Here is a 24,037-nt window from a genome sequence, read left to right on the forward strand (position 1 = left end):
GGGCCGCCCGCCGCTGCCATCAAGCCTGCGCGTGAAGCTGCCGTTCAGCCGCCCTCGCCCGGATCCTTGCGCCGCTTGGCGCGGGGATGCGCGGCGTCATACACCTTGGCCAGGTGCTGGAAGTCCAGGTGGGTGTAGATCTGGGTGGTGGCGATGTCGGCGTGGCCGAGCAGTTCCTGCACGCCGCGCAGGTCGCCGGAGGACTCCAGGATGTGACTGGCGAAACTGTGCCGCAACATGTGCGGGTGCACGTGCTTGAACAGTCCCTGGCGCTGGGCCAGCTGGCGGATCCGGATCTGCACCGCGCGCTGGGTGATCGGCCCGCCCTTGCGCCCGGGAAACACCGGTTGCGCCTCGCTGGCACCGCTCTCGTCGCGCCAGCCCAGCAGCGCGTCGCGCGCATGCGAACCGAACGGCACGCGGCGCTGGCGGTTGCCCTTGCCGAGCACGTTGACCAGGCCGGTGGCGAAATCCAGGTCACGCCAGATCAACGCGCACAGCTCGCTCAGGCGCAGGCCGGAAGAATAGAACAGCTCCAGCAGCGCGCGGTCGCGCAGGCCCAGCGGTGCATCGGTGGGCAGTTCGACCAGGCGTACCGCTTCGTCCGCATCGAGCACCTGCGGCAATTTGCGTGGCGCCTTCGGCGCCTTCAGGCCGGCGGCTGGGCTGGCCGCGATGCGTTGATGCTTGAGCAGCCACGCATAGAAGCTGCGGCAGGCCGACAACCGTCGCTGCAGCGACTTCGGCGCCAGTCCGCGGCGGTGTTCGTCGGCGATGAACCGACGCAGCTGCGGGCCGTCCAGGGCTTCGGCGCTCGCATCCTGCTGGGTCGCCCAGCTGCCGAGCGCGTCCAGGTCGCGCCGGTAGGCGTCCAGCGTGTGCGCCGACGCACGGCGCTCCACCTGCAGGTAGCCGAGGAAGTCCTGGACAGCGTTCATGCAGTCGCTCGCCGGCAGGGGCTCAGGCCGGGTCGAACCGCTTGAGCGCCACGGCCAGTGCTTCGCCCATCATGCGCAGGAACAGCGTGCCCATGCCCGGGTAGAAGCGGTTGCCGTCGTGGCTGCCGACCGCGATCAGGCCCACGCCGGGCAGCGGCAGCAAGGCGCTGGACTGCACTTCGTCGACCCGCCCGCCGTACAGCACGGTGTTCTTTTCCGGCTGCAGGCGGCCACAGATCGGCTCGCCGTCCTTCAGGCAGTCGCGGAACGAGGCCAGCAGCGGGCTGCCTTCCTCGATCACCTGCAGCCACGGCGCCTGTTCCAGCCCCGGCACCGGGTGCAGCACCACCAGGCGGACCAGGTCGCCGGCGAAATCCTCTTCCAGCGACGCGGCCATCGCGCGCAGGGTGTCGGCCGCATTGCCCTGCTTCATCAGCGCCAGGGTGAGCTGGTGGGTGCGCACGGCCAGGCGTTCGTTGACCTGCGCGTTGGCGGCCAGGTCGGCCAGCCGCCGCGACAGTTCGCGGTTCTTGTCGCGCAGCACTTCCAGCTGGTAGCTGGCCAGCGACGCGGTGGGGCCGTCATCGCGCGGCACCACCAGGGTCAGCGCCAGGTCCGGGAACTGTTTCAGGAACGCCGGGTGGCGGCGCAACCAGGCGGCGACTTCATGCGCCCCGATCTTCTCGACGGTCTCGCTCATGCGTTCCACTCCCCTTCGAAGACGAATGCAGCCGGGCCGGACATCACCACTTCGGCGTCGTCGCTGGGCCAGCGCAGGCGCAGGTCGCCGCCCGGCAGCGACATCGTGGCGTCGCGCTGCAGGCGGCCGCGCTGCATCATCACCACGGCGGCGGCGCAGGCACCGCTGCCGCAGGCCAGGGTTTCGCCGACGCCGCGCTCGAACACGCGCAGGCGTGCCTGCTGCGGGTCGATGACCTGCACGAAACCGACATTGACCGACTGCGGAAAGCTCGCGTGCTGCTGCAGAAGCGGGCCCAGCCGCTCCACCGGTGCCGCGTCGACCAGGCCGACTTCGATCACCGCATGCGGATTGCCCATGGACACCGCGCCAAAGCGGACGGCGTCGCCCTGCAACGGCAGCACGTACTCCGGGCGCGCGCGGGCAAAGCCCAGCAGCGGCACCTGCTCCGGTTCGAAGCGCGGCACGCCCATCGCCACGGCGTACTGGTCGCTGCCGATGCGCTCGATGGCGTGCGTGGCCAGCGGGCTGTCGATGTTGAAACGTTCGCCCTGCGCGGCGCCGTCGCGGACCAGCCAAGCGGCCACGCAGCGCGCGCCGTTGCCGCACTGCTCGGACTGGGAACCGTCCGAGTTCCAGATCCGGTAGGCCGCAACCGAGCCGTCGGCGCGCGGCGGTTCGATGGTCAGGATCTGGTCGCAGCCGACGCCGGTGTGGCGGTCGGCCAGCCGGGCGGCCAGCGCCGGGGTCGGTGCGGGGGTGCCGTCACGCAGGTCGAGCACGACAAAATCATTGCCGGCGCCGTGCATCTTGCTGAAGCGCAGCGCGGGAGCAGCGGCCTTACTCATTCCCGTCGTCGTCGGTGTCGGTGCCGAGCTGCGGGTCGACCGGATCGGGCACCACCTGCGGGTCGTTGGTGGCGTCGGTGGCGTCGGTGGCCTCGGTGGCGTCGGCATCAGCGGCCGGTTCGACCACCTGCTCTTCCACCGGCACCGGCTTCTGCGGCATCACCAGCGGGCCCTTGTTGCCACAGGCCGAGAGGGACAGCAGCGCCAGCGCTGCCAACGGAATCAGGATGCGATTAGTGCTCATTGTTCGAGTATAGGGGCTAGTGGCGTTACGGGGTGGTGTCCACGCCCAGCTGCTCAAGCACGAACGCGTAGGACTCGGCCAGTTCGCGATAGCGCTGGAAGCGGCCCGACTTGCCGCCGTGGCCGGCCTCCATGTTCGTGCGGAACACGATCGGCGCCGTGCCGGTGTTGTCATCGCGCAGGCGTGCCACCCACTTGGCCGGCTCCCAGTACTGCACCTGCGAGTCCCACAGGCCGGTACCGACGAACAGCGACGGGTAGGCCTGGCGGGTGACGTTGTCGTACGGCGAGTAGCGCAGCATGTAGTCGTAGTACTCGCGCTGCTCCGGGTTGCCCCACTCGTCGTACTCGTTGGTGGTCAGCGGGATGGTCGGGTCGAGCATGGTGGTGACCACGTCGACGAACGGCACCTGCGCCACCATCACCCGGTAGTCCTGCGGGGCCTGGTTGGCCACCGCCCCCATCAGCAGGCCGCCGGCGCTGCCGCCGGAGGCGGCCACGCGGTCCTTGGCCGCATAGCCCTGGCGGACCAGCTCGCGGGTGACATCGACGAAGTCGTTGAAGGTGTTCTGCTTGTTCAGCAGCTTGCCGTCGTCATACCAGGCGCGGCCCATTTCCTCGCCGCCACGGATGTGCGCGATGGCATAGACCACGCCACGGTCGAGCAGGCTGACCACGGTCTGGTTGAAGCCCGGGTCCATCGACATGCCGTAGCTGCCATAGGCGTACTGGTACAGCGCGGCGCTGCCGTCCTTCCTGAATCCATTGCGGTAGACCAGCGACACCGGCACCCTGGCGCCGTCGCGCGCGGTCACCCAGACCCGCTCGGTGGTGTACTGCGAGGGGTCATAGCCGATCACCGGCTGCTGCTTGAGCTGGCGACGCTCGCCGGTGACGGTGTTGAGCTCGAAGGTGGTGGCCGGCGTGGTCAGCGAGGTATAGGCATAACGCAGCCACGGCGTGTCCGCTTCCGGGTTGGCGGCCAGGCCCATCGAGTAGGCCGGTTCGTCGGCCTTGACGTAGTCCTGGCGGCCATCGGCGAACAGGAGGCGCACGCGTTCCAGCGCGTTGGACCGTTCGGCAATCGCAGTGAAACCATCGAACAGCTCGAAGCCTTCGACCAGCACGCTGTCGTCGTGCGCGACCCAGTCCTTCCACTGGCTGCGTGCGGTGGCGTCGGTCGGCGCGGTGACGATCTTGAAGTTTTTCGCGCCGGCGTCGTTGGTACGGATCACCCAGCGCCCGTCGAAGTGGTCGGCGTCGTACTCGACGTCGCGCGCACGCGGGGCCAGCACGGTGAACGCCTGCGGGTTGGCGGCCGGTGCGTAGCGGCTTTCCGAGCTCACCGTGCTGTGCAGGTCGATGGTGATGAAGCGGTCGTCGCGGGTGCGGCCAACGCCCATGTAGAAGCTGTCGTCCTTCTCTTCGTAGACCAGCACGTCGCTGCTGACCGGGGTCCCCAGCACGTGCTTCTTTACCCGCACCGTGAGCAGCGTTTCCGGGTCGTTCTCCACGTAGAACAGGGTGCGGTTGTCGTCGGCCCAGACCACGTTCGCCGAGACGTTCTCGATACGGTCGGGCAGCACCTCGCCGGTGCGCAGGTCCTTGAAGCGGATGACGTACTGGCGACGACCCACCCCGTCCTCGGCCCAGGCCAGAAGGTGGTTGTCCTGGCTGACCTCGGCATCGTCGACGCTGAAATAGCCCTTGCCGGCGGCCATCTGGTTGATATCGAGCAGGATCTCTTCCGGCGCCTCCATGCTGCCCTTGCGGCGCGCCTGGATCGGATAATCCTTGCCGGTCTCGAAGCGGGTGTAATACCAGTAGCCGCGCTCACGCGCCGGCACGCTGGCGTCGTCCTGCTTGATCCGGCCAACGATCTCCTTGTACAGCGTGTCCTGCAGCGGCTTCAGCGGCGCCATCACCTGGTCGGTATAGGCGTTTTCCGCATTCAGGTAGGCCAGCATCGCCGGCGCTTCACGCTTGTCGTCGCGCAGCCAGTAATAGTCATCGTTGCGGGTGGCGCCAAACGGCGTGGTCACCATGTGCGGATGCTTCTCGGCGTCGGGTGGGGTCAGCGCGGGGGCGGCATGCACGGAAGCGGTCATCAGGCTGGCAACCAGGAAAGAGACGGTGGGATTCACGAAATAAGGCTCCTTGCCCGCGAATGCAATGGTGGTGGCGCAGTCTAGCCCGTGGGCGCTCCCCTATCATGGGGCGCATGAGCACCCCCACCCCCACGGCCGGCTACAGCCGCCGCAGCCAGGACATCGCCCCCTTCCACGTGATGTCCCTGCTGGCCCGCGCACAGGCGCTGGAGCAGCAGGGCTTCGACGTGATCCACCTGGAGATCGGCGAACCGGACTTCACCACCGCCGACCCGATCGTGCGCGCCGGCCAGGCCGCGCTGGCCGCCGGGCACACCCGCTACACCGCGGCGCGTGGCCTGCCGGCGCTGCGCGCGGCCATCGCCGGGTACTACGGCACGCGCTACAACCTGGACCTGGACCCCGAGCGGATCCTGGTCACCCCGGGCGGCTCGGGCGCGCTGCTGCTGGCCAGCAGCCTGCTGGTCGACCCGGACCGCCACTGGCTGCTGGCCGACCCCGGCTACCCGTGCAACCGGCATTTCCTGCGGCTGGTGGAAGGCGCCGCGCAGCTGGTCCCGGTCGGTCCGCAGACCGCCTACCAGCTGACCCCGTCGCTGGTGGACGCGCACTGGAATGCGGCCAGCGTGGGCGCGCTGGTGGCCTCGCCGGCCAATCCGACCGGCACGGTCCTGCCCGCGGATGCGCTGTCGGCGTTGTCGCAGTCACTGAAGGTACGTGGCGGGCACCTGGTGGTGGACGAGATCTACCACGGCCTGACCTACGGGATGGACGCGCCCAGCGTGCTGCAGGTGGACGACGACGCCTTCGTGTTGAACAGCTTCTCCAAGTACTTCGGCATGACCGGCTGGCGCCTGGGCTGGCTGGTGGCGCCGCCGCAGGCGGTGCCCGAGCTGGAGAAGCTGGCGCAGAACCTGTACATCAGCGCCTCCAGCATTGCCCAGCACGCGGCGCTGGCCTGCTTCGAGCCGGACACCCTGGCCATCTTCGAGCAGCGCCGGCATGCCTTCCAGGCCCGCCGCGACTACCTGCTGCCGGCCCTGCGCGAACTGGGCTTCCGGATCGAGGTCGAGCCTGAAGGGGCGTTCTACCTGTACTGCGACGTGAGCGGCTTTACCGACGACGCGCAGGCGTTCTGCGCGCACTTCCTGGAAACCGAGCACGTGGCGTTTACCCCCGGGCTGGATTTCGGCCACTACCGCGCCAACCAGCACGTGCGCCTGGCCTACACCCAGGAGATACCACGGCTGCAGGAGGCGGTGGCACGGATCCGGCGCGGGCTGGAAACCTGGCGGTAAAAAAAACGCCGCGCAGTGCTGCGCGGCGTTGAAAAAGGGTGGAGCCAACCAGACGCCCCACCACCCGGAAATGTCCACCGACCAGCGGTCGGTGGCTACCCAAGGGTAGGTGCCGACCGTTGGTCGGCACATCTTCTTATTTCAAGCGTTCCCACAGGAACGCATAGGCCAGCGCCGACATGTGCGCGGCCTGCGCATTGTTGGCCGCGCCGCCGTGCCCGCCTTCGATGTTCTCGTAGTAGGTCACGTCCTTGCCTGCTTCGATCATCTTCGCCGCCATCTTGCGCGCGTGGCCCGGGTGGACGCGGTCGTCGCGGGTCGAGGTGGTGAACAGCACCGGCGGGTAGGTCTTGGCCGGGTCGAACAGATGGTACGGCGAGAAGGTCTGAATGTACTCCCAGTCGGCGGTGTCCGGGTTGCCGTATTCGGCCATCCAGGAGGCCCCGGCCAGCAGGTGGCTGTAGCGCTTCATGTCCAGCAGCGGCACCTGCACCACCACGGCCCCGAACAGCTCCGGGTACTGGGTGAGCATGTTGCCGGTGAGCAGGCCACCGTTGCTGCCGCCCTGCACGCCCAGGTGCTTCGGCGAGGTGATCTTGCGGCTGACCAGGTCGCGCGCGACCGCGGCCATGTCTTCATAGGCCTTGTGGCGGTTCTGCTTCAGCGCCGCCTGGTGCCAGCGCGGACCGTACTCGCCACCGCCGCGGATGTTCGCGACCACGTACACGCCGCCCTTCTCCAGCCAGGCGCGGCCCATGCCGCCAGAATAGGACGGGGTCAGCGAAATCTCGAAGCCGCCATACCCGTACAGCAGGGTCGGGTTGGAGCCGTCCAGCTTCATGTCCTTGGCGTGCACCACGAAGTACGGCACGCGGGTGCCGTCCTTGCTGGTGGCGAAGTGCTGCTCGATCACCTTGCCTTCGGCATCGAAGAACGCCGGCATGGTCTTGAGCACTTCCGGCTGCTTGCCGATCTCGGCCAGGGCCAGCGTGGTCGGGGTCAGGTAGTCGGTCACGGTCATCCACACCGCGTCGCTGTCGTCAGCGTCGACTGCGCCGACCGCGACGGTACCGAACGACGGTGCGCCCACGAAATCGCTCTTCTCCCAGCCCTTCGCGGTCGGGGTCAGCACCTGCAGGCGGCTCTTGACGTCGTCGAGCACGTTCAGGACCAGGTGGTTCTTCGTCCAGCTCGAACCCGCCAGCGAGGTGGTTTCGGTCGGCGCGAACAGCACCTCGAAATCGCGCTTGCCGCCCAGGTAATCATCCAGCTTGGTGACCAGCAGCGAACCGGCGGCGTAGGTCTTGCCACCCACCGTCCACGGATCGCGCAGTTCCAGGGTCAACCATTGCTTGCGCAGGCCCTTTTCCGCCGAGTTCGGCGCGTCGATCTTGGTCAGCGTGCCGTCATCGGCGCGCAGGTAGAGCTCGTTGTTGTAGAAGGCCAGCGTGCGGCTGACCAGGTTGCGCTCGTAGCCGGGGGTGTCGTCGTGCATGGCCGCGATGTACATGTCATCGGGCTTGCCTTCGTAGACCACGCTGGCGGCCGACAGCGGCGTGCCGCGCTTCCACAGCTTGGCCACGCGCGGGTAGCCGGAGGTGGTCATGCTGTCCTTGCCGAAATCGGTGTAGACGAACACGGTGTCGCGGTCGATCCAGCCCAGGCCGCCCTTGGATTCGGGGCGGAAGAAGCCGTCCTTGATCCAGGTCTTGTTGGCAAGGTCGAACTCGCGGGTGACGTCCGCGTCGGCACCGCCGCGCGACAGCGCGATCAGGCAGCGCGAATAATCCGGACGCAGGCAGTCGGCGCCGTGCCAGACCCAGTTCTCGCCTTCGGCCTTGTTCAGCGCGTCCAGGTCGAGCACGGTTTCCCACGTCGGCGAGGCCTTGCGGTACTCGTCCAGCGTGGTGCGGCGCCACACGCCGCGCTCGTGCTGCTTGTCCTTCCAGAAGTTGTAGTAGTAGTCGCCGATCTTCTGCACGCCGGGAATCTTGGCGTCCGAATCGAGCACCTCGCGGATGCTGGCTTCCATCTGCTTGAAGGCCGGGGTCTGGGCCAGGCGACCTTCGGACTTGGCATTCTGCTGCTTGACCCAGTCCAGGGACTTGTCACCGGTGACATCTTCAAGCCACGCGTAGGGATCGGCGGGGGTCTCAGCAGCCATGGCGGTTCCGGCCATTCCAGCGGAGAACAAGCCTGCCATCAGGCAGGCGGAAGCGAGTCGGGACATTGCGGCTCCAGGCGGTCATATCCCCCCGACGCTATCACACGGCCTGCCCGGCTCCCCCCTGTCGAAGGTCAGGGCGCGCCCGGCGCGGCTGCACGCGGACCCGGCGGCGCGCCTGCGGCCCGCGCCGACGCTGGGCCTGCCGGTTCCGCACGGCAGCCGGCAGGCGGAAACGGTACAGGCTCCACCAAGCCAGCAGCGGCATGCCGACCAGCCACATCGGCAGCCAGCCCAGCCATTCGCTGTGGCCGCGCGCGGCAGGCCAGACCAGCACCAGCGCGACGCCGGCAAGGGCCACCTGGCGGACCCAGCGAAGGACATCAGGATGTGGCGCTTCCGACAGGGCCGCGCGGGACTGTGAAGGCCGGGAACGACGCGAAGACGACAGGGGCATGACACGACTCCGTGCGAAAGTGATGCGCTACCTTGCCCTGCGCCCATCTCACAGGCTGCGACCTTCATCGGTTGCACCATTGACGTTCTTCGTCGTCCCACCCACCATGCCCCTGCAGCCACTGGAGCCTTCCATCGCATGTCCCTGAACCGCCCGCTTCGCGTTGTCCTGCTGCTGTCGACGCTGTCGCTGTTGTCCGCCTGTGCATTCGGCGACAGCAAGTCCACGCCTGCGCCGTCGGTCAGCACCGGGGCCAGCGCCCCAATCGACCTGCAGCGGTTCATGGGCACCTGGTATGTGATCGGCCGCGTGCCGAACCCGGTGGAGCGCGGCCACGTGGCCAGCGTCAACCAGTACAGCCTGCGCGGCGACCAGAAGGTCTCCATCACCTATTCCTTCCGCGACGGCTTCTCCGAGCCGCTGCAGCAGATCACGGTGCGCGCCTCGGTGGACGAGGACAGCGGCAACCACAACTGGCGCACCTGGTTCTACAAAGTGGTGCCCACCCACACCCGCGTACTGGAAGTCGCCCCGGACTATTCGTGGGCGATGCTGGGCTACCCGGGCCGCGAGATGGCCTGGATCTTCGCGCGCAAGCCGGACATGGACAAGGACCTGTACAAGGAGCTGGCCACCCGCCTGCGCGACGAGTACGGCGTCAACACCGACAAGCTCAAGCGCGTGCCGCAGCACCGCGAGCAGGTGGATCGGCTGGGGTATGAGGTTCCTAACGTACGGTGATGCTGAGGAGCAGCCACGCAGGGCGTGGCTCTACCCCGGAGATTGGCCGACCTTTCGCGTCGGCCTCCCACATCATTTCCGCGAATACCGCCCCACCAGCCAGTCGCCCAGCATCTGCAGCAGCTGCACGAGTACGAGCAGCAGCACCACGGTGACCAGGGCCACGTCGGTGTGGGAGCGCTGGTAGCCGTCGCGGAAGGCCAGGTCGCCCAGGCCGCCGGAGCCGATCGCGCCACCCATGGCGGTGAAGCCGATCAGCGCAATCACGGTTACCGTGGCGCCGGCGATCAGGCCGGGCCGCGCTTCGGGCAGCAGCACCCGGCTGACCAGCTGCCAGGTGGTGGCGCCCATCGCCTGGCTGGCTTCGATCACGCCGCGGTCCACTTCACGCAGCGCGGTTTCCACCAGGCGCGCGTAGAACGGGGCCGCGCCGATCACCAGCGGCACGATCGCGCCACGCACGCCCAGCGACGTGCCCATCATCCACAGCGTGATCGGAATCAGCACGATCATCAGGATGATGAAGGGCACTGAGCGCAGCAGGTTGACCAGCAGCGCCAACCCGCCATACAGCACCGGCTTGCGGTGCAGCTGTGGCGAACCGGTCAGGAACAGCAGCACGCCCAGTGGCAGGCCGATGGCCAGGGTCAACGGCAGCGAGCCGGCCAGCATCAACAGGGTGTCGATGGTGGCCTGGCCGATGTCGGCCCACTTGGCAGCGTCGAGATGGCGGAAGAAACCGCCTGCGGTAGCCAGGATCATCGGCGCAGCTCCTCCAGGTGGACGCCGGCGGCGACAAAGCCGGCCTGCGCGGCCTGCACGTCGCCGCCCACCAGCGACACCGTCAGCTGGCCATACGGGGTGTCCTTGATGCGGTCGATGCGTCCGGACAGGATGTTGTAGTCCACGCCGGTCTCGCGGGCGATGCGCCCCAGCACCGGCTCATAGGTGTCGGTACCGAGGAAGGTCAGCCGCACGATGCGTCCGGCCACGGCCTCGAAGTCCTTGTGCAGCTCGCCTTCGTCGACCTGTTCGGACTCGTTGACGAAGCGGCGCGTGGTCGGGTGCTGGGGGTGCAGGAAGACCTCGGTGACCGGGCCGGTTTCCACCAGGTGGCCGGCGTCGAGCACGGCCACGCGGTCGCAGACGCGACGGATCACGTCCATTTCGTGGGTGATCAGCACGATGGTCAGGCCCAGTTCGCGGTTGATCCGGCCCAGCAGCTTCAACACCGACGCGGTGGTCTGCGGGTCCAGCGCGCTGGTGGCTTCGTCGCAGAGCAGGATCTGCGGGCGCGTGGCCAGCGCGCGGGCAATGCCCACGCGCTGCTTCTGGCCGCCGGACAGCTGCGCCGGGTATTTGTTGGCATGCGCCTCCAGGCCCACCGTGTGCAGCAGCTCGGTGACCCGCGCATCGATCTCCGCGCGCGGGGTGCCGGCCAGCTCCAGCGGGAAGGCTACGTTGGCCGCCACCGTACGCGAGGACAGCAGGTTGAAGTGCTGGAAGATCATGCCGATCTTCCGGCGCAGCGCGCGCAGGCCGTCGCTGTCCAGCGCGGTGACGTCCTCGCCGTTGATCAGCAGGCGCCCGCCGGTCGGTTCCTCAAGCCGGTTGATCAACCGGATCAGGGTCGATTTGCCCGCACCGGAGTGGCCGATGATGCCGAACACTTCGCCGGCCTCGATGGTCAGGTCCAGCGGCTGCAGCGCGGCGATCGCGCGGCCGCCGACGGCATAGGATTTGTGCAGGCGCTGGAACTTGATCACTTCGCGGTCAACCGGGGCATCGACGGGAGGGGGCGTGCAGCCTACCAGCGCGGGACGGCCCTGGCCCGTGCGGCGGAAGCGAATCATATTCCGTTTGTTTATAAGGCGGCGTCATCGCCCGCCCGGCGGGCCTCAGGGGTGGTCCAGCGGCTGCGGCGGGGTCACTTTCCTGACCCGCTCGCGGTGCAGCAGGTACAGGCCCGAGGCGACGATGATCCCGGCGCCCAGCCAGGTCCAGTTGTCGGGCAGCACGCCCCAGAACAGCAGGTCCCAGCCGATCACCCAGACCAGCCCGGTGTATTCCAGGGGCGCGATCAGCGAGGCCTCGCCCAGCTGGAAGGCGCGGGTCAGGGCGACCTGCCCCCCGGCCCCGGCCAGCCCCATGCCGGCGATCAGCCCGGCGTGGCCGAGCTGCAGCGGCTGCCAGTCCGGGATGGCCAGCAACCCGGCGCCCAGCGCCAGGATCACCAGGAACCACACCACCATCGACTGTGGGGTGTCGGTGCGGGTCAGCATGCTGACCGTGATGGCGGCAATGGCGTAGGCGGTGGCGGCCAGCAGCACCATCAGGCCGGGAATGGAAATGAACCCACCCACCCCGGGGCGCAGCACCACCAGCACCCCGACCAGGCCGATGCCGATCGCGATCCAGCGGCGCGGGCCCACTTTTTCGCCCAGCAGTGGCACCGACAGCGCCGCGATCAGCAGCGGGGCCACGAAATAGATGGTGTAGGCGGTCGACAGCGGCAGGCTGCGCAGCGCAAACACGAAGCAGCCGATCATCGCCATGCCAAGCAGGCCGCGCAGCAGGTGCAGGCCCCAGCGCACCGGAACCAGCGAGCGCGGGCCGGCGGTGGCCAGTACCCAGACCAGCACGAACGGCAGCGAAGCGGCGCCGCGCAGGAAGGTGACCTGCAGGGTCGGGTAACTGGAGGACAGCTGCTTCATGCCCGCATCCATCAGCGAGAAGCAGGCCACGGCCAGCAGCATCCAGGCGACGGCGCGGGTGGGGGAGCGTTCGGTGGTCATGCCCCATTATCGCCGCCCGTGCCGGGACGTGCATGCGCGGTTGGTTAGAATGGGGGCTTCACCTGCAGGAGATTCCCCATGCCCTCGTTTGACGTCGTTTCCGAAGTCGACATCCACGAACTGACCAATGCGGTCGACCAGGCCAACCGCGAGCTGTCCACCCGCTTCGACTTCAAGGGCGTGGACGCGAAGTTCGCGCTGGAAGACAGCGTGATCAAGCAGACGGCCCCGAGCGAGTTCCAGCTCGAGCAGATGACGGTGATCCTGCGCCAGCGCCTGACCGCCCGCAAGATCGACGCCAGCTGCCTGGAGTTCGGCGACATCCTCACCAACCTGGGCGGCGCGCGCCAGGACGTCAAGGTGAAGCAGGGCATCGAGCAGAAAGAGGCCAAGAAGATCGCGGCGAAGATCAAGGAGGCCAAGCTCAAGGTCGAAAGCCAGATCAACGGCGACAAGCTGCGCGTGACCGGCAAGAAGCGCGACGACCTGCAGGATGCGATTGCCCTGCTGAAGAAGGAAAAGTTCGACATCCCGCTGCAGTTCGACAACTTCCGCGATTGATCCCGGCATGAACGACACCCCCGCCTTCGACGGCACCGACGCCCCCGACCCGATCGCCGACACCCGCAAGTGGCTGGAGCAGATCGTGATCGGGCTGAACCTGTGCCCGTTCGCCAAGGCGGTGTACGTGAAGGACCAGGTGCGCTTCGTGCTGAGCGACGCGACCACGCCCGAGGCGCTGGTCGAGCAGCTGGCCGAAGAACTGCTGCTGCTGCGCGACACGCCGGCCGAGCAGATCGACACCACGCTGATCATCCATCCGGACGTGCTGACCGATTTCCTGGACTACAACGACTTCCTCGACAACGCCGACGCGGCGATCGAGACGCTGGACCTGCAGGGCATCCTGCAGGTGGCCAGCTTCCACCCGCAGTACCAGTTCGCCGGTGCCGCGCCGGATGATGTGAGCAACTACACCAACCGGTCGCCCTACCCCACCCTGCACCTGCTGCGCGAAGACAGCGTGGAACGCGCGGTGGCCGCGTTCCCGGACCCGGACGTGATCGTCGAGCGCAACATCGAAACCCTGGACAAGCTGGGCATCGAAGGCTGGACCCGCCTGCTCGGCCGCAAGGACACCCCACCATGCCACTGACCCCGCCCATCACCGACTGGCCGGCGCAACCGCTGCGCGACCGCGTGGTGATCGTCACCGGTGGCGCACAGGGCGTAGGCCGCGGCATCGCGCAGGCGGTGCTGGGCGCCGGTGGCAGCGTGATGATTGCCGACCTGGATGCCGACGCTGGCCGTGCCTGCCTGAAGGAGTGGGCGTTGCCCGAGCGCGCCGCGTTCCAGCGCGCGGACGTGGCCAGCGAACGCAGCGTACAGGCACTGATGAAGGCTACGCAGAAGCGGTTTGGCCGCATCGACGGGCTGGTCAACAACGCCGGCATCGCCAGCGCACATGGCACGCCGTTGGCGCAGATGACGCTGGCCGAATGGCAGCGCCGCCTGTCCAGCCTGCACGGCGCATTCCTGTGCAGCAAGCACGCGCTGCCTGCGCTGCAGGCGCAGGGCGGTGCGATCATCAACATCGCCTCCACCCGCGCGTGGCAGTCCGAAGCGGACAGCGAGGCCTATGCCGCCGCGAAGGGCGGGCTGGTGGCGTTCACCCATGCGCTGGCAATCAGCGCCGGCCCGCAGGTGCGGGTCAACAGCATCAGCCCGGGCTGGATCACCACCGACGCCTGGCAGGCCCCGGCGCGCCGACGCACCCCGAAACTGTCGAGGCGCGACCATGCGCAGCATGCGGTGGGCCGCGTCGGCCAGCCCGAGGACATCGGCGCGCTGGCGGTATTCCTGCTTTCGGACGCGGCGGGCTTCATCACCGGCCAGGACCACATCGTGGACGGCGGCATGACGCGCACCATGATCTACGCCCCGTAACGATGGTCCCGAGCGCGTAGTGCCGGCCGCCGGCCGGCTCCACGCAAACCCGGCAGCACGAGGAGCCGGCCAGCGGCCGGCACTACCTCAGCCGTTCATTCCGTTGTGCCGAAGCAGCGCGTCCACGCTCGGCGCGCGCCCCCGGAACGCGGCGAAGTTCTCCGCCGCGCTGCGGCTGCCACCGCGCGACAGCACCTCGTCGCGGAAGCGCTTTCCGGTTTCGGCAACCTTACCCGGCGCTTCTTCAAACGCCGCGTACGCATCCGCGCTCAACACCTCCGCCCACTTGTAGCTGTAATAACCCGCCGCGTAGCCACCGGCGAAAATATGGCTGAACTGGTGCGGGAAGCGATTCCACTCCGGCGGCCGGTTGACCGCCACCTCGTCGCGCACGCGCTCCAGCAGTTGCAGCACGCTGTCCTGCGCGGGATCGAAGCTGCTGTGCAGCTGCATGTCGAACAGGGCGAACTCCAGCTGGCGCACGGTGAACATGCCGCTCTGGAAATTGCGCGCGGCCAGCATCCGGTCGAACAGCGCACGCGGCAGCGGCTCGCCACTGTCCACGTGTGCGGTCATCTGCTGCACGCGGTCCCACTCCCAGCAGAAGTTCTCCATGAACTGGCTGGGCAGCTCCACCGCGTCCCATTCCACGCCATTGATGCCGGCCACGCCCAGCTCGCCGATACGGGTCAGCAACTGGTGCAGGCCGTGCCCCATTTCGTGGAACAGGGTGGTCACTTCGTCGTGGCTGAAGGTCGACGCCTTGCCGTCCGCGCCTTTGCCGAAGTTGCATACCAGGTACACCAGCGGCGTCTGCACGCCCTGCGCGGTATCGCGGCGGTTGCGGCAATCGTCCATCCACGCCCCACCGCGCTTGCCTTCGCGCGCGTACAGGTCCAGGTAGAACTGACCGACCAGCGCGCCCTGCGCGTCGACCACGCGGAAGAAGCGCACGTCCGGGTGCCACACCGGCGCCTGGTCCGGTTCCACGCGCAGGCCGTACAGGCCATGGATGACGTCGAACAGCCCGGCGAGCACCTTCGGCTCGGTGAAGTACTGCTTCACTTCCTGCTCGGAATAGCTGTAACGCGCCTGCTTCAGCTTCTCGGCAGCGAACGACAGGTCCCAGGCCTCCAGCGCCGGCAGTCCCAGTTCGTCGCGCGCGAACGCTTCCAGTTCTGCACGGTCGCGCTGCGCGTAGGGTTTGGCGCGTGCGGCGAGGTCGCGCAGGAAGCCCAGCACCTGCGGCGCGTCGTCGGCCATCTTGGTGGCGATGGAATACTCGGCATAGCTGCTGAAGCCCAGCAGCGCCGCCAGTTCCGCGCGCAGTGCGAGGATGCGGTCGATATGCGCGCTGTTGTCGAGCGTGGCGTCGCCGAACTCCGAGGCGCGCAGCGCGTTGGCGCGGTATAGCGCCTCGCGAAGCGGACGGTGTTCGGCGTAGGTCTGCACCGGCAGGTAGCAGGGCATCTGCAGGGTCAGCTTCCAGCCGGCCAGGCCATCCTTTTCAGCCGCAACGCGCGCCGCGGCGACCACATCCTCCGGCACCCCGGCCAGCTCGGCACGGTCCTCCACGTGCAAAGACCACGCATCGGTAGCGTCGAGCACGTTCTGCGAGAACGTGGCCGACAGCGCGGACAGCTCCTCACGGATCGCGCTGTAGCGGGCCTTGCCGGCCTCATCCAGCTCGGCGCCGCCAAGGCGGAAATCGCGCAGGGCGTTGTCCAGCACCTTGCGCCGCGCCGGGTCGTACTGCGCCGCCTCCGGGGCTGCCGCCAACGCGCGGTACTGCTCGAACAGCGCCAGGTTCTGGCCAAGCGCGCTGCCGAACCGGGTCACCTTGGGCAGGTTGCTGTTGTAGGCCTCGCGCAGCGCCGGGGTGTTGACCACCGCCTGCAGGTGGCCGACCTGGCCCCAGGCGCGCCACAGGCGTTCGGTGGCATCGTCCAGCGGGTCCACGAAGGTGGCCCAGGTCACCGGCTGTACCGTTTCTGCCGCCTTCACCGCCGCTTCGGCTTGCGCCAGCAGCGTATCGATGGCCGGACCGACGTGTTCGGGCTGGATCGCATCGAAACGGGGCAGGCCGGAAAAATCGAGCAGGGGGTTGGCGGTGGTCACGGGCATCTCCAGGCAACGGGGCCGCAGGCGCGGCATACCCTCCACGATATGGCACTGCACCGTGCCCGTCACAAGGCCTCCCGGCCGCGGGTTCGATTCAGTACAGGGTTTCCAGCGCTGCGTCCGGCAGCGCCGGCAGGCCCTGCCCGGCCACGGCGGCGGCGATCACCGCATCGGCCTGTTCCACGTCGATGCCCTGGCGCGGGTACCAGTCCGGGTTGTAGTAGCTGTGCGCATAGCGCTCGCCGCTGTCGCACAGGATGGTCACGATCGACCCGCTGCGGCCCGCCGCGCGCATGCGTTCGGCCACGTGCAGCACGCCGATGAAGTTGGTGCCGGTGGAGCCGCCCACGCGGCGCCCCAGCTGCCGGCTGACATGCCGCATCGCGGCCAGGCTCAGCGCGTCGGGCACCTTGACCATGGCATCCACGCAGGTCGGAATGAAGCTCGATTCCACCCGCGGCCGGCCGATGCCTTCCACCCGCGAGCCGCCACTGCAGGTGAGCTCGCGCCACGGCTCGCCGGACAGCGCCGCGCGATACCCGTCGAAGAACACCGACACCTCCGGGTCCGCGCACAGGATGCGGGTGTCGTGGCGGCGGTAGCTCACGTAGCGGCCGAGCGTGGCGGCGGTGCCGCCGGTGCCCGGGCTGCACACGATCCATTCCGGTACCGGGTGCGGCTCTTCAGCCATCTGCTTGAAGATGGACTCGGCGATGTTGTTGTTGGCACGCCAGTCGGTGGCCCGTTCGGCGTAGGTGAACTGGTCCATGAAGTGGCCGCCGGTTTCCCGCGCCAGCCGCTCCGATTCGCAGTTCAGGTCGCAGGCACGCTCGACCAGATGACAGCGGCCCCCATGGAATTCGATCGCGGCGATCTTTTCCGGCGAGGTGGTGGCCGGCATCACTGCGATGAACGGCAGCCCCAGCAGGCGCGCGAAGTAGGCTTCGGAGACAGCCGTGGACCCGCTGGAGGCCTCGATCACCGGACACCCTTCGCGCAGCCAGCCATTGGTCAGCGCGTACAGGAACAGCGAGCGCGCCAGCCGGTGCTTGAGGCTGCCGGTGGGGTGGCTGGACTCGTCCTTGAAGTACAGCTCGATGCCGGGATGTCCCGGCAGGTCCATCGGAATCAGGTGGGTGTCGGCCGAACGGTTGAAATCGGCTTCGATCTTGCGGATGGCAGCGGCCACCCATTCACGCTGAGACATGTCGACGACGGGCCAGGAAGATGCAGCATTCTACGTCGCCTTGCCGCCGCCCCGCTAAACTGAACGGCCAGCCGCAGTGCGCGGCCCTCCACAGGATCCCCCATGACCCTTGCCTCCCTGCAGTCCCAGCCCGGCGTGGCTGCCCAGCCGCCGGCGGAAACCACCGGTTTCGTGTTCAACCACACCATGCTGCGGGTCAAGGACGCCGCTGCATCGCTGGACTTCTACACCCGCGTGCTCGGCTTCCGCCTGCTCGACCAGCGCGATTTCCCTGAAGCCCAGTTCAGCCTCTACTTCCTGGCGCTGCTGCCGGCAGGCACCGCGGTTCCCGAAGGCGACGACGCCCGCCGCACCTGGATGGCCGGCATTCCCGGCGTGCTGGAACTGACGCACAACCACGGCACCGAGATCCAGGATGGCGCCGTGTACCACGACGGCAACAGCGACCCGCGCGGCTTCGGCCATATCTGCGTGTCGGTTCCGGACATCCATGCGGCGTGCAAGCGCTTCGATGAACTGAAGGTGCCGTACCAGAAGCGGCTGGAAGATGGCCGCATGAAGCACCTGGCCTTCATCAAGGACCCGGACGGCTATTGGGTGGAGATCATCTCCAACACGCCGCTGGCCTGATACCGGTAGCAGTGCGCCCGCCACGGCGGGCACACCCGACGCCCACGGTGTGGCAACCCCACTGGTGCTATACCTGCCTTTCCCTCGAACGAAGGATCCGGCATGGAAACCATGGAACTGCACCGCGGCCGCCTGATCGACCACCTGCAATTGATCGTGCGCGACCTGCCCGCCAGCCGCCGCTTCTACCAGGCGGTGTTCGACACCATCGGCATTCCGATTGCGGGTGAAGGCGATACGTACTTCTGGGCCGACGAGCTGTTCATCTCCACCGCTGACAGCGACGCGGCCGCCGGCGAGCTGACCGGCCGCCATCACCTGGCCTTCCAGGCGCGCGACCGCGCGACGGTCGACGCTTTCCACAAGGCGGCACTGGCGGCCGGCGGCAAGGACAATGGCGCGCCCGGCGAACGCCCCTACCACCCGGGCTACTACGCCGCGTTCGCGATCGACCCGGACGGCAACAACATCGAAGTGGTGTACCACGGGCCCGCCACCTACAGTGCGGACTCGGTGAAGGTGTCGTTCTGACCGCTCCAGGCTGAAGCCTTCAGCTTGTTTCTGACCAGTCTCACCACGTGAGATTGGTCTTTCCTACCGTTTCCGCATGGAAACCATCCGCAAGCTGGCCGTGCTGGCCGACGCCGCCAAGTACGACGCCTCCTGCGCTTCCAGCGGCGCCGGCAAGCGCGACTCTCGGGCCAGCGGCGGGATCGGCAGTACCGACGGACCCGGTATCTGCCACAGCTACACCCCGGACGGGCGCTGCGTGTCGCTGCTGAAGATCCTGCTGACCAACTTCTGCATCTATGACTGCGCCTACTGCGTGAACCGGGTCTCCAGCAACGTGCAACGCGCGCGTTTCAGCGTGGCCGAGGTGGTGGCGCTGACCATGGATTTCTACAAGCGCAACTACATCGAAGGCTTGTTCCTTTCCAGCGGCATCATCCGCAATGCCGACTACACCATGGAGCAGATGGTGGAAGTGGCGCGCCAGCTGCGCGAGGAGCACCGCTTCGGCGGCTACATCCACCTGAAGACCATTCCCGAGGCCTCGCCGGAACTCCTGGCCGCGGCCGGCCGATATGCGGATCGACTGTCGATCAACATCGAACTGCCTACCGAAGACGGGTTGTCCAGCTTCGCGCCAGAGAAGTCGCTGCCGTCGATCCGCGGTGCGATGGGCGAGCTGCGTTGGCGCATCGAGGAGGCCAAGGAAGCCAGGGCCGCTGCGGCGACGACGGCCGTCACGCCGGTCACCCCGGCCCCAGCCAAGCCAGGCAAGCGCCGCGCCCGCGCGCCGAAATTTGCGCCGGCCGGCCAGAGCACGCAGATGATCGTCGGTGCGGATGGCGCCAGCGACCAGCAGATCCTCACCTCTGCCGACAATTTGTACGGCAACTACCGCATGCGCCGGGTGTACTACTCGGCCTTCAGCCCGATTCCCGATGCCAGCAGCATCCTGCCGCTGCAGGCGCCACCGCTTGCGCGCGAGCATCGCCTGTACCAGGCCGACTGGCTGCTGCGCTTCTACGGCTACGGCGTGGACGAGATCACCGACACCACCCAGGGCGGCATGCTCGACCTGGACATCGACCCGAAGATGGCCTGGGCGATCCGGCACCCCGAAAGCTTCCCGGTGGACCTCAACCGGGATTCGAAGGAAATGCTGCTGCGCGTGCCCGGCCTGGGCGTGCGCAACGTGAAGCGGGTGCTGATGGCACGCCGCCACGTGCGCCTGCGCGTGGCCGACGTGGCTCGCCTGCGCGCGCCGATGAGCAAGCTGCTGCCGTTCGTGCAGCTGGCCGACCACCACCCGCGCCGCGCGCTGGACGACCCCGCGGCACTACGTGCGAGGCTGGCCCCGCCGCCGCGCCAGGGCTCCCTGTTCGATGCGGTGGCCGGCTGAGATGTCGCGCTGGAGTGTGCGGGTGGATCCGCCGTGGTCCCTGACCGCGTGGCGCGATGCGGCGCGGCTGGCATTGCAGCGTCAGGTGATGCCCGAGCAGCTGGATTGGCTGCACGGCGAAGGCAGCGGTCTGCTGGATGCCCCTGCGCTGCATCACGCGCCTGCGGAGGCCACTGCTACGCCGGCCGCAGCAGTGCCGAAAGCCTTCGTCGAGCTGGCCGCTACCTGCCTGTGCCATCGCGACCCGCACCGCATGTCGCTGCTGTACCGCATGCTGTGGCGCATGACCCACGGCGAACGCGGGCTGCTCGGCAATCCTACCGACCCGGACGTGCTGCGCGCGATGGCATTGGCCCAGGCAGTGCGCCGCGACACCCACAAGATGAAAGCCTTCGTGCGCTTCCGCGAAGTTCCCGGGCAACAGGATGCGTTCATTGCCTGGTTCGAGCCGGAGCACCACATCGTGGATCGGGTGGCGCCGTTCTTCGAGCGCCGATTCATCGGCATGCGCTGGGCGATCCTTACGCCCTATCGAAGTGTGCGTTGGGATGGCCAGGCGTTGGCGTTCGGCCCGGGTGGCAAACAGGCCGATGCACCCGTGGAAGACGCACGCGAAGAACTGTGGCGCACCTACTACGCCAACATATTCAATCCGGCGCGGTTGAACACGCGGATGATGCAGCAGGAAATGCCTGCGAAGTACTGGAAACACCTGCCCGAAGCGAGCCTGCTGCCCACGCTGGTGCGCGACGCGGGCGACCGCGTGCAGGAGATGCATGACCGCGAAGCACAGGCACCGCAGCGGCGCATTCCCGAACGCAGCATTCCCATGCGTGGCCCTGCCACGGCCCGTGGGGATTCGTTGGACGGCCTGCGCGACGCCGCCGCCAACTGCCGGCGCTGCCCGCTCTGGGAGCCCGCCACGCAGACCGTGTTCGGCGAAGGACCGCCAGACGCACAGATCATGCTGGTAGGCGAACAGCCGGGCGACAGCGAGGACCTGAGCGGTCACCCCTTCGTGGGCCCGGCCGGCCAGCTGTTGAACCAGGCGCTGCAGGAACTGGGCATCGACCGCAGCACGCTGTACCTGACCAACGCGGTGAAGCACTTCCGGTTTGAGCGGCGCGGCAAGAAGCGCATCCACTCCAAACCGCAGGTCACCCACATCAACGCCTGCCGCCCGTGGCTGATGGCGGAAATCGAGCAGGTCAACCCCAAGGTGATCGTGTGCCTGGGCGCCAGCGCCGCACGCGCGGTGTTCGGCAGCGGTTTCAACCTCACCCGCGATCGTGGCCGCTGGCACACGCTGGAGGATGGCACGCGTGGCTTCGCGACCGTGCATCCATCCTGGGTGCTACGGCAGGACCCTGAAAAACGCGACGCAGGCTACCAGCTGTTCCGCGAAGACCTGCGCCGGCTGAAAGAACCGCCCACCTCGTAGAGCGGGGCTCTGCCCCGCTGCACGGATGGTCGGCAGCGGGGCAGACCCGCTCTACCGCGCATCAATCAATGCGCGGCCATGTAGATGTCCTGCAACACCGCTTTCTCCAGTTCCAGCTCGCTGAGCAGGTTCTTGACGATGTCGCCCAGGCTCAGGATGCCGACCAGGCGGCTGCCGTCGGTCACCATCAGATGACGGTGGCGCGAGTAGGTCATCAGCGCCATCGCCTGCTTCAGCGACGCGTCCGGCGAAATACCTTCAAGGCCGGCCGAGGGCAATGTGGAGATCACTCGGCGACCGGCCTGCGGGCCGTCGTCGGCCAGGCTGCGCACGATGTCCTTCTCGGAAATGATCCGGACCGGCACGTCGTCCCGGGTCACCACCAGAGCGGCGATGCGGTGCGCGCTCATCTTGTGGGCGGCGGCGCCGATCGTGTCTTCAACGTCGATGGTGACTACAGCGTCTTTCTTGGAGTGCAGAAGCTCGCGAACGTTCATTCTTATTCCTGTTACAGACTGGTTAAAGCCACACGCCTTGCGTGGTGGGACCGATTGACGCAGCCAAGGGCTACAACCCGAGAATGGCATTACGACTAGAACCGACGCTGAATGTCGCTGTCGCCCACGACTAAAGTTTTGCCGACGCCAGAAACGGCAAAGCAGGATAGGGGCCGGGCAACGTCGGGCTTCCGGGTTCTTAACAAAACCGGGCGTTCCTCCGACCGAAATCCGACGAACCGCCCCCCAAGCTTGCCGCCGGTTTACTTTCATCGGCATCGGGCATGGCTTCAGCAAACGCAACACAGGCAGCGGTCCAGCAGGACATTTCCGCGCGCGACGCCGGTGCGGGCGTCCGTCTCTGGAGTTACCTGGGCGGCTGGCGACCCGAGCTCAGCCAGGAAACCCTGATCCTGGCCTGCAGCCTGTTCTTCGCGGCGGTCAGCAACGGTCCCTTCTGGAAGGCGGCCTATGCACTGCACCCCGGCAACCTGCTGTTCTCGACGGCGTTGCTGGGCCTGCTGATCGCGGCCAACGGCCTGCTGCTGTCCCTGCTGGTCTGGCGCTGGAGCGCCAAGCCGGTCATCACCGTGCTGCTGGTGGTCACCGCCATGGCCGTGCATTACATGACTACTTACGGGGTGTTCATGGACGCGGACATGGTGCGCAACGTGCTCCAGACCGACGTGAAGGAATCGCGGGAGCTGATGACGCCCAGCCTGCTGCTGCCGTTGCTGGTGTTCGCTGCGCTGCCGGCCGTAGCGGTGTGGCGGGTACGCATCACGCCGCGCCCTGCACTGCGCACGCTCTGGATCCGGCCGGTCTTCATGGTCGCGCTGCTGGTGGTGGGCGCGGGCAGCGTGATGCTGGCCAACGCCGATGTCGCTTCCATGCTGCGCAATCATCGCGAGATCAAGTACCTGGCGACCCCACTCAACTACATCGTTGGGCTGCAGCAGAACCTGCGTTCCAGTTCGCCGATCAGGAAGGCCCCCAGGACGCCGATCGCCATGGACGCGGTTCGCGTTCCTTCGGCGGCAGGCGCCAAGCCGCGACTGGTGGTCCTTGTCGTCGGTGAAACGGTGCGGGCGCAGAACTGGGGACTCAACGGCTACGCACGCCAGACAACGCCCGAGCTCGCCCGGATCGGCGTGGTCAACTTCCCGGACATGCATTCCTGCGGCACCAGCACCGAGGTGTCGGTTCCCTGCATGTTTTCCCAACTGGGCCGCCGCAACTACGACGAGAAACAGATCCGCTCGCAGCAGTCGCTGCTGAATGTCCTCAACACCGTGGGTATCAGCACTCTGTGGCGCGACAATCAGTCCGGCTGCAAGGGTGTCTGTGAGGGAACTCCGTTCGAGTCTGTCTCCGACGCCAGCGATCCGGCGCTCTGCGCCAAGGGCCGCTGCATGGACGAGATCCTGGTGAAGGGCCTGGCAGAGAAGATGCGCGCTACCCCGGGTGACAAGTTCGTCGTGCTGCACCAGCTCGGCAACCACGGTCCCAGCTACTTCCAACGTTACCCCGACAGCTTCCGCCAGTTCACGCCGCCATGCGAGAACCCGGAGCTGGGGAACTGCCCGAAGGAGCAGATCGTGAACGCGTACGACAACGCGATTCTGTACACCGACCATTTCCTGGCCAAAACCATCCATGAGCTGCAGGCCATGGAGGACTACGACACGGCGATGATCTACGTCTCCGACCACGGCGAGTCGCTGGGTGAGAAGGGCCTCTACCTGCATGGCGTTCCGTATGCCATTGCGCCGCCGGAACAGACCTCGGTGCCCATGGTGATGTGGTTCTCCAGCCGGTTCTCCGCCTCGCGGGGGCTGGACACCCAGTGCCTTGAGCAGCGCGCAATGCAGCGCACCGACCACGACGCGCTGTTCTCGTCGATCCTTGGCCTGATGCAGGTGAAGACCCAGGCCTACGATGCGACGCAGGACGTGTTCGCCCCCTGCCTGCGGTCGGCAGCACGCGCCTGACG

At 67.5% G+C, this 24,037-nt stretch carries 23 protein-coding genes; 10 read left to right on the plus strand and 13 right to left on the minus strand.

What is annotated here, in order from left to right; genetic code table 11:
* Positions 1-44 precede the first annotated feature (44 nt).
* Genes xerC through PDM28_RS16280 form a run of 5 tightly spaced genes read right to left on the minus strand, consistent with a single transcriptional unit; the run spans position 45 to position 4,837 of the window.
* A complete protein-coding gene (gene xerC / locus PDM28_RS16260) occupies positions 45-938 on the minus strand; it encodes a tyrosine recombinase XerC (RefSeq protein WP_311182849.1) in 894 nt (297 codons plus the stop codon).
* A 22-nt stretch (positions 939-960) separates the two neighbouring features.
* A complete protein-coding gene (locus tag PDM28_RS16265) occupies positions 961-1,638 on the minus strand; it encodes a DUF484 family protein (protein WP_311182850.1) in 678 nt (225 codons plus the stop codon).
* Positions 1,635-2,486, minus strand: coding sequence for a diaminopimelate epimerase (gene dapF, locus PDM28_RS16270; RefSeq protein ID WP_311182851.1), 852 nt, complete (start codon positions 2,484-2,486; stop codon positions 1,635-1,637). The genes PDM28_RS16265 and dapF overlap by 4 nt, the downstream gene beginning before the upstream one ends.
* On the minus strand, positions 2,479-2,730 hold the full coding sequence (gene lptM, locus PDM28_RS16275; RefSeq protein ID WP_311182852.1) for an LPS translocon maturation chaperone LptM: 252 nt from the start codon (positions 2,728-2,730) through the stop codon (positions 2,479-2,481). Before lptM ends, dapF begins: the two co-directional genes overlap by 8 nt.
* Before the next feature lie 25 nt (positions 2,731-2,755).
* Positions 2,756-4,837 (minus strand): S9 family peptidase, encoded by a 2,082-nt coding sequence (locus PDM28_RS16280; RefSeq protein WP_425507675.1) that lies wholly within the window; start codon positions 4,835-4,837, stop codon positions 2,756-2,758.
* A gap of 113 nt (positions 4,838-4,950) precedes the next feature.
* Between PDM28_RS16280 and PDM28_RS16285 the strand changes: the two genes are divergently transcribed.
* On the plus strand, positions 4,951-6,135 hold the full coding sequence (locus tag PDM28_RS16285) for a pyridoxal phosphate-dependent aminotransferase (protein WP_172448196.1): 1,185 nt from the start codon (positions 4,951-4,953) through the stop codon (positions 6,133-6,135).
* 136 nt (positions 6,136-6,271) lie between these two features.
* Here PDM28_RS16285 and PDM28_RS16290 read toward each other — a convergent pair whose 3' ends face one another.
* Together PDM28_RS16290 and PDM28_RS16295 are read right to left on the minus strand one after the other, a co-directional pair.
* On the minus strand, positions 6,272-8,365 hold the full coding sequence (locus PDM28_RS16290) for a prolyl oligopeptidase family serine peptidase (protein WP_311182854.1): 2,094 nt from the start codon (positions 8,363-8,365) through the stop codon (positions 6,272-6,274).
* 34 nt (positions 8,366-8,399) lie between these two features.
* Positions 8,400-8,756 (minus strand): hypothetical protein, encoded by a 357-nt coding sequence (locus PDM28_RS16295; protein WP_102947269.1) that lies wholly within the window; start codon positions 8,754-8,756, stop codon positions 8,400-8,402.
* 138 nt (positions 8,757-8,894) lie between these two features.
* Between PDM28_RS16295 and PDM28_RS16300 the strand changes: the two genes are divergently transcribed.
* Complete coding sequence (locus tag PDM28_RS16300) at positions 8,895-9,497, plus strand: lipocalin family protein (protein WP_102947270.1); 603 nt, start codon at positions 8,895-8,897, stop codon at positions 9,495-9,497.
* 72 nt (positions 9,498-9,569) lie between these two features.
* Here the strand turns inward: PDM28_RS16300 and PDM28_RS16305 are convergent, their stop codons facing one another.
* The 3 genes from PDM28_RS16305 to PDM28_RS16315 all read right to left on the minus strand — a co-directional run bounded on the left by PDM28_RS16305 (position 9,570) and on the right by PDM28_RS16315 (position 12,292).
* A complete protein-coding gene (locus PDM28_RS16305; protein ID WP_102947271.1) occupies positions 9,570-10,259 on the minus strand; it encodes a methionine ABC transporter permease in 690 nt (229 codons plus the stop codon).
* Positions 10,256-11,263, minus strand: coding sequence for a methionine ABC transporter ATP-binding protein (locus PDM28_RS16310; RefSeq protein WP_311184717.1), 1,008 nt, complete (start codon positions 11,261-11,263; stop codon positions 10,256-10,258). The genes PDM28_RS16305 and PDM28_RS16310 overlap by 4 nt, the downstream gene beginning before the upstream one ends.
* Positions 11,264-11,395: 132 nt before the next feature.
* The gene (locus PDM28_RS16315) at positions 11,396-12,292 is read right to left on the minus strand and encodes a DMT family transporter (protein ID WP_102947272.1); all 897 of its coding nucleotides are present in this window, start codon (positions 12,290-12,292) and stop codon (positions 11,396-11,398) included.
* Positions 12,293-12,370: 78 nt separating this feature from the next.
* Here PDM28_RS16315 and PDM28_RS16320 point away from each other — a divergent pair, with 78 nt between their 5' ends.
* From PDM28_RS16320 to PDM28_RS16330, 3 genes are read left to right on the plus strand one after another with little or no spacing between them, the layout of a single operon-like run.
* Positions 12,371-12,853: a YajQ family cyclic di-GMP-binding protein gene (locus PDM28_RS16320; RefSeq protein WP_311182855.1), complete on the plus strand. Its 483-nt coding sequence runs from the start codon at positions 12,371-12,373 to the stop codon at positions 12,851-12,853.
* A 7-nt stretch (positions 12,854-12,860) separates the two neighbouring features.
* Positions 12,861-13,448, plus strand: coding sequence for a DUF1415 domain-containing protein (locus PDM28_RS16325; RefSeq protein ID WP_070208013.1), 588 nt, complete (start codon positions 12,861-12,863; stop codon positions 13,446-13,448).
* Positions 13,439-14,239 (plus strand): SDR family oxidoreductase, encoded by an 801-nt coding sequence (locus PDM28_RS16330; RefSeq protein ID WP_311182856.1) that lies wholly within the window; start codon positions 13,439-13,441, stop codon positions 14,237-14,239. Before PDM28_RS16325 ends, PDM28_RS16330 begins: the two co-directional genes overlap by 10 nt.
* An 87-nt stretch (positions 14,240-14,326) precedes the next feature.
* Here PDM28_RS16330 and PDM28_RS16335 read toward each other — a convergent pair whose 3' ends face one another.
* Both PDM28_RS16335 and PDM28_RS16340 read right to left on the minus strand, forming a co-directional pair.
* Positions 14,327-16,363 carry a M3 family metallopeptidase gene (locus PDM28_RS16335; protein WP_311182857.1) on the minus strand — a complete coding sequence of 679 codons (2,037 nt, stop codon included), beginning with the start codon at positions 16,361-16,363 and terminating at the stop codon, positions 14,327-14,329.
* 91 nt (positions 16,364-16,454) lie between these two features.
* Complete coding sequence (locus PDM28_RS16340) at positions 16,455-17,567, minus strand: PLP-dependent cysteine synthase family protein (protein ID WP_102947275.1); 1,113 nt, start codon at positions 17,565-17,567, stop codon at positions 16,455-16,457.
* Positions 17,568-17,669: 102 nt separating this feature from the next.
* Here PDM28_RS16340 and gloA point away from each other — a divergent pair, with 102 nt between their 5' ends.
* The 4 genes from gloA to PDM28_RS16360 all read left to right on the plus strand — a co-directional run bounded on the left by gloA (position 17,670) and on the right by PDM28_RS16360 (position 21,547).
* Positions 17,670-18,197: a lactoylglutathione lyase gene (gene gloA, locus PDM28_RS16345; protein ID WP_311182858.1), complete on the plus strand. Its 528-nt coding sequence runs from the start codon at positions 17,670-17,672 to the stop codon at positions 18,195-18,197.
* A 102-nt stretch (positions 18,198-18,299) separates the two neighbouring features.
* A complete protein-coding gene (locus tag PDM28_RS16350) occupies positions 18,300-18,728 on the plus strand; it encodes a VOC family protein (RefSeq protein ID WP_102947277.1) in 429 nt (142 codons plus the stop codon).
* Positions 18,729-18,804: 76 nt separating this feature from the next.
* Positions 18,805-20,106 carry a putative DNA modification/repair radical SAM protein gene (locus PDM28_RS16355; protein ID WP_102947278.1) on the plus strand — a complete coding sequence of 434 codons (1,302 nt, stop codon included), beginning with the start codon at positions 18,805-18,807 and terminating at the stop codon, positions 20,104-20,106.
* 1 nt (position 20,107) lies between these two features.
* Positions 20,108-21,547: a UdgX family uracil-DNA binding protein gene (locus PDM28_RS16360; RefSeq protein ID WP_311182859.1), complete on the plus strand. Its 1,440-nt coding sequence runs from the start codon at positions 20,108-20,110 to the stop codon at positions 21,545-21,547.
* A gap of 65 nt (positions 21,548-21,612) precedes the next feature.
* Here PDM28_RS16360 and PDM28_RS16365 read toward each other — a convergent pair whose 3' ends face one another.
* Positions 21,613-22,044: a CBS domain-containing protein gene (locus PDM28_RS16365; protein ID WP_102947280.1), complete on the minus strand. Its 432-nt coding sequence runs from the start codon at positions 22,042-22,044 to the stop codon at positions 21,613-21,615.
* A 284-nt stretch (positions 22,045-22,328) separates the two neighbouring features.
* Here PDM28_RS16365 and PDM28_RS16370 point away from each other — a divergent pair, with 284 nt between their 5' ends.
* Positions 22,329-24,035, plus strand: a complete 1,707-nt coding sequence (locus tag PDM28_RS16370; protein ID WP_311182860.1) for a phosphoethanolamine transferase — start codon at positions 22,329-22,331, stop codon at positions 24,033-24,035.
* Positions 24,036-24,037 lie beyond the last annotated feature (2 nt).

Source organism: Stenotrophomonas aracearum, from assembly GCF_031834615.1.
In the GTDB taxonomy this organism is placed as follows: domain Bacteria; phylum Pseudomonadota; class Gammaproteobacteria; order Xanthomonadales; family Xanthomonadaceae; genus Stenotrophomonas; species Stenotrophomonas aracearum.